Raw genomic sequence first — 12,476 nt, forward strand, 5'->3', positions numbered from 1 at the left:
TCTGGAGACCGTTCGAGAATTTCGTCAGCGTGAGTCGACTGGCGTGGCTGTCGAGAACCGGAGCGGAGCGTACTCGAGTACGTGAGCACCGGAAGCGCAGACAGCCGCGCCAGAAGGCCACGATGGCGGAATTATCGTGCGGTCGATCACTCGATCCGCACATTCGCCTTCTGCGCCACATCGGCCCAGCGCTTGGTTTCGGAGGCGATATGGGCGGTGAACTGCTCCGAGCTGGAACCGACCGGGTCGACGCCGAGCTTCTTCATCTGCTCGATTACCGCGGGCTCCCGCATGATCGCCTGCGTCTCTGTCGAGAGCTTGGCGACGATCTCCTTGGGCACGCCCGACGGCGCGAAGAAACCATGCCAGGAGGCCGCATCATAGCCGGGGATGAACTCCGACAGGGCCGGCAGGTCCTTGGCGACGGCCAGCCGCTGCGGCGTCGCGGTGGCGATCGCGCGGATCTTCCCGGCCTCCACATGCGGCCAGGCGATGGTGATATTGTCGAAGGTGATCTGGATCTGGCCCGACAGCAGGTCCTGCGTCACCTGCCCGCTCGAACGATAGGGCACATGGACCATGTCGGTCCCGGTCGAGACCTTGAACAACTCCGCGGCCATATGCGTCGAGGTGCCGGCGCCCGACGAGCCGAAGGAGTATTTGTTCGGGTTTTTCTTCAGGAGGTCGATCAGCTCAGGCACCGTCTTGGCCGGCAGATCGATATTGACCATCAGGATGTTGGGCACGCTCGCCACCTGCGAGATCGGCGAGAAATCCTTGATATGGTCGAAGGGCATCTTCGCATAGACGGCCGGGTTGATGGCATGGGTCGAGACCGTGCCCATGGTCAAAGTGTAGCCGTCAGGCGTCGAGCGGGCCGCAGCCGCGACGCCGGTATTGCCGCCGGCGCCGGGCCGGTTCTCCACGATGAACTTGCCATTGAGCCGTGCGGCAAGACGCTCCGCCAGGACCCGGCCCAGCAGGTCGGTCGTGCCGCCCGCGGCGAAGGGCACAATGATCGTCACGACCTTGTTGCCGGGATAGTCGGCCTGCGCCAATGCGGCGCTCGCGCTCAGCAGGCAGGTGGCGGCAATCATCGCCCTGCGGGTCATCGTCATCTCATTACCTCCCGATCCGTTTCCTCCGGCACGGTTGTGGCCGGCGCAGTCCGTTGGCGGACCCTTGAGATCGGACATAGCATAGGATTCCAGATTTGAAATCTGAAATTTCAGACTTGCTGCGGCTTGCCGTTTGTGATGTCTGATGCGGTGATGGCAGTGAGGGCGGCGGCGATCCCATCCGGATTCGCTGCCACCAATGTCGCCTTTTCGGAACCCTGATGACTGAGCTGATCACCATCGAGCCTGTCGCGCCCCATCTGCTGCGCTCCCTGCGCGAGCATGTGCATGAGCGCCTGCGCCGGGCGATCGTGGCCGGGCGGTTCCGGAACGGCGAACGCCTGAACGAGCGGCATCTGGCCGAGATGCTCGGCGTCAGCACGACCCCGGTGAAAGACGCGATCCGCAAGCTCGAAAGCGAAGGGCTGGTCAGGACCGAGGCCCGGCGCGGCGTCTTCGTCGAGTTCTCGGCGCGGCAGGCCCTGGAGATGGCGCTCGGCCGCGCCGCGCTCGAAAGCGTGATGGCCCATATCGCGGCCAACCGGTTGAGCGATGCCGATATTGCCGCCATGGCTCAGCTGATCGACGACATGGAGCATGCCACCGACCACAGCGCGCTCGAAGACCTCGTCCTCCTGAACGAGGCCTATCACGGCGCGATCCACCGGATCTCGGGTTGCACCTATCTCGAGCGCCGGCTCGACGGACAGCGCATGTACGACCACGCCCAGCGCATCGCGCTGCTGGCGGAGCCGGCCGAGCGCCGGCAGGGTTTCGAGGAACATCGATCGATCTATCAGGCGCTTGCCGGCCGCGATCCGGCACTCGCCGAACAAAGGATGCGCCGCCACATCGTCCGCTCGGCGAAAGCCCATGTGCGGCAGGTGTTCGGCGCCGATGCGGAGGGACTGGCTTATGACGAATGAAGAACTGCGCAAGGCCCTGCGCGGCATCTCCGGCGTGCATGTCACGGCCTGGGGCACCGATGGCGAGGCGGACTGGGCGGTGACCGGCAGGATCGTGCGCGGCATCGCCGAGGCCGGCATCCACAACATCGTCTCCGCCGGCAACACCGGCGAGTTCTACCCGATGACGACAGACGAGGTCGTGCGCAGCCATGCCGTCGCGGCTGAAGCCGTTGCCGGCAAGGCGATGGTCACGGCAGGCATCGGCCGCTCGCTGCGCGAAGCGGTCTTGACCGGAAAGCTCGCCGCAAAGGCCGGCTGCGACGCGGTGATGGTGCACCATCCGCTCGACCCCTTCGCCGCGCCGCAATCGCAGGCCGACTACATCATCGCGATCGCCGATGCGCTGCCCCTGCCCGTCGTCGCCTATATCCGCTCGGATGCGATCGGCCTGAAGGATCTCGTCCGCGTCGCGACGCATGCCAATGTCGCGGGCGTGAAATTCGCCGCGACCAATGTGATGCTGCTTGCCGAATGCGTCCGCGCAACGGAAGGCACCAGCGCCAACTGGATCTGCGGCCTGGCCGAAGGCTGGGCCGCGCCCTTCCATGCGCTCGGCGCCCGCGGCTTCACTTCGGGGCTGGTCAATGTCGCGCCGCAACGTTCGCTGGCGATCTGGCGCGCGCTGGAGGCCGGCGACTATGCGACGGCACGCGCACAGGTCAGCGAGATCGCCGGCTTTGAGACCATGCGGACGAAATACGGCAACGGCGCCAATGTCACCGTGGTCAAGGAAGCTCTCGGCATGCTTGGAACGCCGGTGGGCCCCGTCCGCCTGCCTGGATTGCCGGAACTGAACGAGACGGAGCGCGCGGAACTACGCGCCATCGTCTCCGCCTGGGGCACGATGCGCGCCGCGGCGGAGTAACCGGACCAGCCGAACTGACAACCTCCCCGTCATCCTGGACAAGCCGCGAAGCGGCGCAGATCCGGGATCCATCGTAGAACGCAGCGCCCTCCGATGGATTCCGGGACGACCTGCGGTCGCCCAGGATGACGGAGAGGTTCGAACACCAAGAAACCATCCAAGGAAGCGCCATGACCCATCCCCGCAAGACGCCCGACACCCTGCGCTCCAAGCGCTGGTTCGGCGCCAGCGACCTGCGCTCCTTCGGGCATCGCTCGCGCGCCCTGCAGATGGGCTTTGGCCATGACGAGTTCATGGGCAAGCCGGTCATCGGCATCATCAACACCTGGTCCGAGATCAACCCCTGCCACACCCATCTGCGCGACCGCGCGGAAGCCGTTAAGCGCGCGGTCTGGGCAGCAGGCGGCTTTCCCGTCGAGATACCCGTGATGTCGGCGTCCGAGCAGTACCAGAAGCCCACCACCATGCTCTACCGCAACTTCCTGGCGATGGAGGCGGAGGAATCGATCCGCTCCCACCCGCTCGACGGCGCGGTTCTGCTCGGCGGCTGCGACAAGTCCACCCCGGCGCTGATCATGGGCGCCTGCAGCGCCGGCCTGCCCTTCATCTTCGTGCCGGCCGGCCCGATGCTGCGCGGCAACTGGGCCGGCAAGGTGCTGGGCTCGGGCGCCGATGTCTGGAAGTACTGGGCCGAGAAGGAAGCCGGCAACATCACCGATGACCAGTGGCAGGAGATGGAGAGCGGCATCGCCCGCTCCCACGGCACCTGCATGGTGATGGGCACGGCCGCAACCATGATGAGCCATGCCGAGGTGCTCGGTCTGACGCTGCCGGGCGCATCGGCCATCCCTGCCGCCGATGCCGCCCATCCCCGCATGGCCGCAGCCGCCGGCAAGCGCATCGTCGAGATGGTCTGGGAGGATCTGACGCCCGACCGCATCCTGACGCGCAAGAGCTTCGAGAACGCCCTGATCGTGCATATGGCGGTGGCAGGCTCGACCAACGCGATCATCCACCTCATCGCGATGGCAGGCCGCGCCGGCGTGCCGCTGACGCCCGATGATTTCGACGCATTCTCCCGCAAGGTGCCGGTGATCGCGAATCTGCGCCCCTCCGGCGAATTCCTGATGGAGGATTTCTTTTATGCCGGCGGGCTCCCTGCCCTGCTGAAGCAGCTGGAGAGCAAGCTCCACACCGACGCCATGACCGTCACCGGCAAGCCGATCTCGGAGACGATCGCGCTGGCGCAGGTCTATGACGACAACGTCATTCGCCCGCTCGATCGCGCTGTCTCGACCGCCAACGGGCTTGCCGTGCTCAAGGGCAACATTGCCCCCGATGGCTGCGTCATCAAGCCCTCGGCCGCCGAGCCACGCCTGCTCAAGCATAGCGGCCCGGCGCTGGTCTTCGAGGACTACGACGCGATGATGAAGGCAGTGAACGACGACACGCTCGATGTCACTGCCGACCATGTCATGGTGCTGAAGAATTGCGGCCCCGTCGGGGGTCCCGGCATGCCGGAATGGGGCATGATGCCGATCCCGCGCAAGCTGCTGAAGCAGGGCGTGCGCGACATGCTGCGCATCTCGGATGCCCGCATGTCCGGCACCAGCTACGGCGCCTGCGTGCTCCATGTCGCGCCGGAAGCCTATATCAAGGGGCCGCTTGCGGCGGTTCGGACCGGCGACATCATCAGCGTCGATGTCGAGGCGCGCAGTATCTCGGTCAATCTCAGCGATGCCGAGATCGGGTCCAGGCTCGCAACCTGGTCGCCACCGAACCGCGACTATCCGCGCGGCTGGGGCAAAATGTCGGCCGCCCATATCCGCCAGGCCGACAAGGGCTGCGATTTCGATTATCTCGAAGGCACCGCGAAGATCCCCGAGCCGGAGATTCATTGACCCGTCGCGGAATAGTCTCCGCATCGATGTCCATTGGCGCCGTCATTCCGGGCTTGACCCGGAATCCATCGAAGGCAACTGCGCTCTACGATGGGTCCCGGATCGGCGCGGCTTCGCCGCTTGTCCAGGATGACGAACAGGTTATGTGAGCAAGCCGTTTGCCGTACGCTGTCTCACCGCTCTCAACGAGACACAGATCGTGCCCCCTTCATCGCTCTCCGCCCGTCTTTCCTGGCAGGCTGCTTTCGACGCGCCAACCAACTCGCAGATCGAGCAGGAGCGCTGGGTTCTGGCGATGTGCGAAGGGCGGCGCGACGGGCGCTTTGCCGAGATCGGCGCCTTCGACGGCGTCCATCTCAGCAACACCTATCGCCTCGAGACCGACCATGGCTGGAGCGGGGTGCTGGTCGAGCCCAACCCGGCGCTATTCGCTGCGCTGTCGCGCAGCCGCACGGCGATCGGGGTCGAGAAGGCGGTCTATCGTGAATCCGGTCAATTGCTCTCCTTCGTCGCCTCGCAGGAAATCGGCACGCTCGCCGAATATGCCGAGGCCGATGGCTATGCCGAGCATCGCCGGCAAGCCATCAGCGCTGGCGGTCTGATCACCGTCTCGACCATCACTTTCGACGAGCTCGCTTTGATCGGCGATATCCCGCAGCGCGGCTTCGACTATGTCTCGCTCGATACCGAGGGTTCGGAACTCGATATCCTCAGGACCATCGCGCTCGACCGCCATCGCATCGCGCTCTTCACCATCGAGCACAATTTCGTCGAGCCGCGCCGGGAGGAGATGCGCACGCTCCTCTCGGAGGCCGGCTATCAGCGGCTGAATGTCGGCTTCGACGACTGGTATTGGCATGAAGGTCATCTCGCCGCCCGCAATGGCGGCACCTTGCCGGACATCGCCGCGATCAACGCCCATGTGAAGAGCATCTATCTGGACTGAAGCGACGAAATGGGACTTGAGCCCTCATCCTGAGGAGTTGCAAAGCAGCGTCTCGAAGGATGATCCAGCGGGTTCCAGAACCTCCTGAAACATCCTTCGAGACGTCATTCCCCGGGACATGGCTCGCTAACATGGCCGATACTGTCGTAAGCGATTTAAGTCGGTTGGCATTTCGCCGCGAAACGCGCCGTCATCCCGGACGCAGCGAAGCGGAGATCCGGGATCCATTCCCGAGCGTTTGCCGGTGAAGTTCAGGAATGGATCCCGGGTCTCCCTGCGGTCGCCCGGGATGACGGCGGGTTTTCGCGGATGGTCAAGCCCTTGAAAACAGGGATATCATGATCCACCGGGCTCTCAGGATAAGGGCTCTGGAAGCTCGAACCCGATCAAATCTCGGCGTCGAAGGCGATGTCTCCGAACTCCGCCTGGACGCGCCCGGTGCTGGCGGCGACCACGCCGGCATAGGCGCCCTGGGCCGATGTCGCATAGATGCCGCGCTCGGCCCCGCCCTGGACATTGGCATCGCTCACGACGGCAAAGCTGACGGAGGGCGTCGCCCGCATGCGCGCCGGCAACACGATCACCTGTCGCGACGCGCCGCCCGCCACCTGATAGGCGTCGAGCCGGATCGTGCCCTCGTGCCGCCAGTAGTGACGCCAGCAGAGCTGCTGTTCCTGTGTCAGCGGCCGGTTCTGGTGCCCGGTCGCAGCCATGCCGAATTCGAGCTTGATCCGCCGGAAGGTGGCTGCGCCTCCGGCAGACGCCAGCCTGATCTGCAGGTTGCCCGTATCGCCTGCGGCCGGCGTCAGCGTCAGCGCGCGGCGGCCGGCCCCGGCCGTGATCGCGCCGCTCTGGCTGCCGATCCCCACAGTCAGCGACCCGCCCGAAAGGTCCTCCACCGACACGGTGAGCGGCCTCCCCGCAAAGTGCGCCACGCCCCATAGGGCAGGCTCGACCGGCTGGATGATGGCGCCATTCGTCAGGGTGATATCGAAGCCACTGCACGAAAGCGTGGCGCCTGCGCTGCCTGCCTTCCAGCGGTCGAAACCATAGGCCCCGGCCGCCAGCACCCCGCCAACAAAACCGCGCTGGTTGATCTGCATGTCGCCATTGATCAGCAGGTTGGGCGCGGCCGCCCAGGGCGATGCCGGCAAGGTGACGAGCCCCGAAGCACGATCGATCGCGAGTGCCTCGGTCCAGGCCGAGCCATCCCCGCTGACCTTGACCCGGAAATCATCATCCCCCGCCAGCCCGAATTCGGCCCGGCCGGAGAAGCCGTTCTGGAACAAAACGGTCGCAGTCTGTCCGGCGCTGGCCTTGTTCAGTTTCAGTCTGTGATCGCCACCGGCATGGTTGAACAGGCTGGCCTCGGCCGACACGACAAGGCGATTGCTGGAATCCGCCGTCGCGTTGACGCCCCAGCGATCGGCGCCAAGGCTGCTGAGCGGGCTCGCTCGCCGCCATTCGGTACCCGTCCAGAGATGGTGCTCGGCCTCATCCGCGACCCAGGCCTGCCAGCCGGTGCGTGGCACGAGGAAGGTCCAGCCGCCATCTTCGAACAGCGCGAGCTGGTTGGTACGTCCAGCGAAGGCACCTGTCGCCCCAGCGGGAATGATGAAGGCCGAAAGCTCGGTCGGCGAGGCCGGCGGGACGGTCCGCGTACGGCTGTCGACGACGAGATGGACCAGCGCATCGATCCGCGTCAGCGCATCGTTATGGGTGACGTGCTTCTGCGCCTGCCCGGCGGCGAGCAGGGGCAGGGAAAGCCGCGGCGTGACTGTCATGGGGCCTCGCGAGGGGTGGCGCGCCCTTTGGGGCGCAAGGTCGGAGCGCCACTATCCGTCGCGGAACGACGGGCGGGGATAAGCCGCCGCCCTTCTCCCCGCGCCCCTCAGCCGAAGACACGCGGCCGCAGGCCGGCGTGGAACCAGGTGATCATCGAATAGATGTCGTAGACCGGCAGCCCGGTCGCCGCCTGCACGGCTGCCGCATAGGGCGGCATGTTCGTGCATTCGAGCACGATCGCCCCGACATCGGGGTTCTCAGCGACCAGTTCCAGCGCCGCATTCACCACATCCTGCTCGGCGAGCCCGACATCCATGTCGTCCTTCTCCGCCTTGATCAGCACACGGAAGAACTCGCGCCCGTTTTCCGTGCCGACCACCGGCGTATCGAGCGGCACGCCAGCGCCCTTGAGATGCGCCGGGCTCAGCGAGGAGGCGCAGACGGTGACGAGGCCGACGCGCTTGCCCGGCGGCAGGGTCGCCTGCACCCAGGGCACCTGCATCAGTGAGGAGGTCGCGACGGGCACGCCGAGCGCCGCGGCCATCTCGCGCTGGAACAGGGACAGGAAGCCGCAATTGGTCGTGATCGCCTCCGCACCGAGCCGGATCAGCTCCTGCGCGGCCGCGATGAAGTTCGGCAGCAGGCCGGCAGCCCCCTGCAGCACCACCTTGTCGGGGCTTGCGCCACTAACGACCCGATAGAGCACCGGAAAAGGCCAGGTCGTGCCGTTGCCCATATCGCCGGGAATGCGCGGAAACCGCGCCTCCAGCATCACGATGCCCAACGGCGCGCCATAGATCGCCTTGCCGCCGCGAGCGATGCGGCCTTGAGCAATGCGGCCTTGAGCGATGCCGCCATGGGCGATGCCGCCATGGGAGAGAGTGGCGAGAGGTGCGGTCATGGCGTTATCCCGTCAAAATCAATGGTCGAGAGGTAGCCCGGAAGCCAAAACCGCGCCAGCTGCCGCCCTCGGCAGGCGGTCAAATCGCGCTGGATCGATATGACGCATTGCTCCCCAGCGAATTCACGGCTTGATGCTGTAGATACCATCTTCTGTCGGGCCGGCCGGAAGAACCGGCCAGGAAGAACCGGTCTGGAGCTGGCCTGAAAGGTACGCGATCGTGGATTGTCACCTGGTCAATGCCGGCATCGGAGCTCGAGCCGAGTGCGGCTGCCTGACATGCGAGGCCCGCCTCGCCAGCGTCTGCGCCTCGCTCTCCCCCGAAGAGCTGATCACCCTCGATGCGATGGCGCGCCCGGTTCGGTTCGAGCCGAAGGCGACGCTCTTCGTTCAGGGCCAGCACGCGGATTGCGTTTACAACATCACGGCGGGCGTGGTGCGGCTGTACAAGATGCTGCCCGACGGGCGCCGTCAGATCGTCGGCTTCGCGCTGCCCGGCGATTTCCTCGGCCTGTCCATGCATGACAGCTTCGGCGTCTCGGCGGATGCGGTCGATGCAGTCGCAGCCTGCGCATTTCCACTGACCGCCTATGCCAGGTTGGTCGATGCCAAGCCGCATCTGTTGCGACGGCTGCATGAATTCGCCACCCATGAGCTGACGCTTGCGCAGGAGCAGATGCTTCTCCTCGGCCGTCGCACCGCCGAGGAAAAGCTGGTCTGCTTCCTGCTCGGCATGCAGCAACGCTGGGCCAAGGTCGGCAAGTTCTCGGTGACGGTGCCGCTGCCGATGAGCCGGCAGGACATCGCCGACTTCCTCGGCCTGACCATCGAAACCGTCAGCCGGACCCTCACGCGTCTGGCAAAAGACAAGACGATCCTGATCGTCCCGGACGGCGTCCGCCTGATGAATGTCGACCACATGGCGCTGGTCGCCGCGGCCTGACCCCTGAGACATCGCGGCCCAAATGCACTTTCCAGTTGATCGATCGGGCGCATGCATCGATAAAGCGGCCCGGCCCGCCCCAACCCACCACGCACCGGCGCGAAAATTGCCTTGCGCGGCTTCCCCGGCAAACGAGATCGAGACAATTCGCGTGAGCAGCATCGCAGCCCGTATGAGGAGCCTTTCGACCCTGATCGGCTGGAGCACGCTGCTCTTCATTGCCTTTGCGACGCTGGCGCCGATCGGCGACCGGCCGCATATCGGCGCGATGAGCGCAGACATGGAGCGTTTCGCCGCCTTCCTTCTGCTCGCGGGAGCCCTTGCCTTCGCCTATCCGAGACGCCCCTGGGTCGTCCTCATCGCGGTCGTGGCGCTCGTGATCGGGCTGGAGGTCGGACAGACCTTCGAGCCAAGCCGGCACGGGCAGCCGCATGATGCCGTCGTCAAGCTTCTCGGCGCTTTGGTGGGCATGACACTGGCCATCATCGCGGACAAGCTGGTGAACCGACTGCGCCGCGCGTCCTGAAGCGGAACGCGGTAGCTCAAGAACGGTTAACGCCCCGCCACAACAGCTGTTTCGTATTGGCACGGGGCTGATGGGGCGCCTCAAAGCGCCCGCCGACGACCATACGTAAACCCACCAGAATCCAAATATTTTACGGGGTCGCGCCCCGTTCTGGCGCATGCCCGTACGGCACGGCGCTTGCGACCGTCCGCTCAGTGCAATCCGGTTCGGCAAACTGTGCCGGGCCGGAGCGCCAGCAGCCACACAAGGTCTTCCGGCCTGTGTGCAATAGCGGATGCCGGGCCGACAATGACAGTCAATGAACTCAACTACGCCGCCGCGGCGAGCTCCGAATCCCGCGCCAATGCGTGGCGTTACTGGCTTGGCATCGTAACGGCCGCGATCGATGCAGCCGTCGTGATGGCCATGGTCGGAGCCGTGTCCGTCGCCTATCATCTGCACGTCTATGGCGGCATCGGCAGCGAGCAGGTCACGCTCGAACTCGCGACGATCATCGCTGTGATCTTCGTCTTCATCAATCTGATGCGAGGCCGATACCAGATCGGCAACTACCTCTCGACCAAGGGGCAGATGGCCTCGGCATTCACGGTCTGGAACGTGACCATGGTGGCATTCATCGCCATCCTGTTCCTGCTCAAGATCGCCGATCATTATTCGCGCGCCGTCATTCTCGCGACCTATCTCGTCGGCATTCCCGTGATTGCCCTGGCGCGTTCGGGCATCGTCCGTACGATTTCGCTTGCGAGCAAGGCCGGGCGCATCACGTCGGAGCGCATCTTCATCATCGGGCGCGAGCCGGATGTGATGTCGTTCGTCACCCGGCATCAACCCTGGAATGTCGGCTTCGCCATCGTCGACGTCGCCTTCCTGCGCAGCGCCGACCCGGCGCGCGTCAAGGACCCCGCAGCGGCGCTGGCCGCCGATCTCGCCACCGCCGTCGCGAACTGCCGCGCGAAGCGTCCGGACGCGGTCTTCATCGCCCTGCCCTGGTCGCATCAGGAGACGATCGATACCTGTGTCGATGCCTTCATGAACCTGCCCGTGGCGATCCATCTGGCACCGGAGCGGATCATGGACCGCTTCGACACGCCCCACATCGTCCATACCGGCACGCTTGCGAGCCTGCGGCTGACGCGGCCTGCACTGTCGGCTGTCGAGGTGGCCGCCAAGCGCAGCTTCGACATCGTGGCGGCATCGCTGATCATTCTCCTGGCCTTGCCGCTGCTCCTGACCATCGCCTTGATGATCAGGTTGGACTCACCCGGACCAGTGCTGTTCCGGCAGCGCCGCTACGGCTTCAACCAGCAGGCCTTTCGCATCTTCAAATTCCGGACGATGACGACGACAGATGATGGCAACGTCATCGTCCAGGCGACACGCAACGACCCGCGCATCACCAGAATCGGCCGCATCCTGCGGCGCTACAATCTCGACGAGTTGCCGCAGCTGCTCAACGTCGTCGCCGGCCAGATGTCCCTGGTCGGACCGCGGCCGCACGCCCTGGCGCATGATCAGGAGTTCCAGCGCAAGATCGCTCTCTATGCGCGCCGCCACAATGTCAGGCCGGGCATCACCGGCTGGGCCCAGGTCAACGGCCTGCGCGGCGAGACGGACACCGACGAGAAGATGGCCAAGCGCGTCGCATGTGACCACTGGTACATCGACAACTGGTCCTTCTGGCTCGATATCGCGATCCTGTTCCGGACCGTGCTGAGCAAGAAGGCCTTCATGAACGCGGGTTGAGAAGGGCTGCGGAAAGCCTGCGTCGGGTCGCGAGCGCACCGCCCGAGCTTTGGCGGGCGGGCCTAGACGTCGCGGCGCGGAACGGCGGCGGGCCGTTGCGTCCGGAGCCGACGCATGGTGCCGTGCACGACCTGGCCCACGAATTGGCCAAGGATCACCCGCGCGAAACGCCCGCCATCGAGCATCTGCACGACGCCACGACGCATGGCTCGCGGAAGCAGCGAATCCCCCGCAGCAAGACTGCGCGGCCGGTATCGGTCTACCCGGCCAGGCAATACATAGCTCCGGAACGTTGCCGGCAGGTTCACCAGCGAAGCGGCTGCAAGCTGCGATGCATGATCGCGCGCAAAGGCGCGGAAAACCCGAGGCGCCATATCGACGATGATGACGTCGGCGCGCGCATTCGCGATATGCTCGACGACCTCGCGCGTCGCCGGGCCCTCGAAATCGGCATCGCAAATGCCCGCTATCTTCAGCCGGGGGAAAGCGCTGCCGACCTTGTCGCGAAGCTGGCAGACGACCTGCTCATCACTCCCGAACAGGAAGACCGCGGCGTCGGAGCGCTCGCAATCGCTTAGAAGGTCGTGAAGGGCGCGTGTGTTCGCACCCGCCTTCTGGAGGGGGGCAATACCAGTGATCGTGTCCAGGACGCTGGAATGCAACGAAGTTCCCGATCGGTAAAAACGCCCGGCCTGACCTGCACGGCGAAAACGGATATCGACTCGAACCCGGATACGCGGCTGCCTGCACCCGACGGGGTAAAATCAGCATCCCGGTTCA

At 65.3% G+C, this 12,476-nt stretch carries 11 protein-coding genes; 7 read left to right on the forward strand and 4 right to left on the reverse strand.

Translation table 11 applies throughout. The features are described 5' to 3' along the window. Positions 1-146 precede the first annotated feature (146 nt). On the reverse strand, positions 147-1,118 hold the full coding sequence (locus C4S73_RS17750; protein WP_103873838.1) for a Bug family tripartite tricarboxylate transporter substrate binding protein: 972 nt from the start codon (positions 1,116-1,118) through the stop codon (positions 147-149). 221 nt (positions 1,119-1,339) lie between these two features. Here C4S73_RS17750 and C4S73_RS17755 point away from each other — a divergent pair, with 221 nt between their 5' ends. The 4 genes from C4S73_RS17755 (at position 1,340) to C4S73_RS17770 (ending at position 5,798) form a co-directional block, all read left to right on the forward strand. Further along, the gene (locus C4S73_RS17755; RefSeq protein ID WP_244595645.1) at positions 1,340-2,044 is read left to right on the forward strand and encodes a GntR family transcriptional regulator; all 705 of its coding nucleotides are present in this window, start codon (positions 1,340-1,342) and stop codon (positions 2,042-2,044) included. Beyond that, a complete protein-coding gene (locus tag C4S73_RS17760) occupies positions 2,034-2,951 on the forward strand; it encodes a dihydrodipicolinate synthase family protein (protein ID WP_103873839.1) in 918 nt (305 codons plus the stop codon). The genes C4S73_RS17755 and C4S73_RS17760 overlap by 11 nt, the downstream gene beginning before the upstream one ends. Before the next feature lie 170 nt (positions 2,952-3,121). Continuing rightward, positions 3,122-4,852, forward strand: a complete 1,731-nt coding sequence (gene araD, locus C4S73_RS17765) for an L-arabinonate dehydratase (protein ID WP_103873840.1) — start codon at positions 3,122-3,124, stop codon at positions 4,850-4,852. Between the two features lie 145 nt (positions 4,853-4,997). Further along, complete coding sequence (locus C4S73_RS17770) at positions 4,998-5,798, forward strand: FkbM family methyltransferase (protein ID WP_103873841.1); 801 nt, start codon at positions 4,998-5,000, stop codon at positions 5,796-5,798. 386 nt (positions 5,799-6,184) lie between these two features. On the opposite strand, the gene C4S73_RS17775 is transcribed toward C4S73_RS17770, so the two are convergent. After that, on the reverse strand, positions 6,185-7,582 hold the full coding sequence (locus tag C4S73_RS17775; RefSeq protein ID WP_103873842.1) for a DUF2793 domain-containing protein: 1,398 nt from the start codon (positions 7,580-7,582) through the stop codon (positions 6,185-6,187). Positions 7,583-7,689: 107 nt separating this feature from the next. Then, the gene (locus tag C4S73_RS17780) at positions 7,690-8,484 is read right to left on the reverse strand and encodes an aspartate/glutamate racemase family protein (RefSeq protein WP_103873843.1); all 795 of its coding nucleotides are present in this window, start codon (positions 8,482-8,484) and stop codon (positions 7,690-7,692) included. Positions 8,485-8,704: 220 nt separating this feature from the next. Between C4S73_RS17780 and C4S73_RS17785 the strand changes: the two genes are divergently transcribed. From C4S73_RS17785 to C4S73_RS17795, 3 genes are all read left to right on the forward strand, one after another. Continuing rightward, positions 8,705-9,427 carry a helix-turn-helix domain-containing protein gene (locus C4S73_RS17785; RefSeq protein ID WP_244595646.1) on the forward strand — a complete coding sequence of 241 codons (723 nt, stop codon included), beginning with the start codon at positions 8,705-8,707 and terminating at the stop codon, positions 9,425-9,427. 151 nt (positions 9,428-9,578) lie between these two features. Further along, complete coding sequence (locus C4S73_RS17790; protein WP_244595647.1) at positions 9,579-9,953, forward strand: hypothetical protein; 375 nt, start codon at positions 9,579-9,581, stop codon at positions 9,951-9,953. A gap of 288 nt (positions 9,954-10,241) precedes the next feature. Continuing rightward, positions 10,242-11,696 carry an undecaprenyl-phosphate glucose phosphotransferase gene (locus tag C4S73_RS17795; protein WP_103873845.1) on the forward strand — a complete coding sequence of 485 codons (1,455 nt, stop codon included), beginning with the start codon at positions 10,242-10,244 and terminating at the stop codon, positions 11,694-11,696. Between the two features lie 62 nt (positions 11,697-11,758). Here the strand turns inward: C4S73_RS17795 and C4S73_RS17800 are convergent, their stop codons facing one another. Further along, positions 11,759-12,358 carry a WecB/TagA/CpsF family glycosyltransferase gene (locus tag C4S73_RS17800; protein ID WP_160115819.1) on the reverse strand — a complete coding sequence of 200 codons (600 nt, stop codon included), beginning with the start codon at positions 12,356-12,358 and terminating at the stop codon, positions 11,759-11,761. Positions 12,359-12,476: the final 118 nt, after the last annotated feature.

It is taken from the genome of Allobosea lathyri, from assembly GCF_900108245.1.
In the GTDB taxonomy this organism is placed as follows: domain Bacteria; phylum Pseudomonadota; class Alphaproteobacteria; order Rhizobiales; family Beijerinckiaceae; genus Allobosea; species Allobosea lathyri.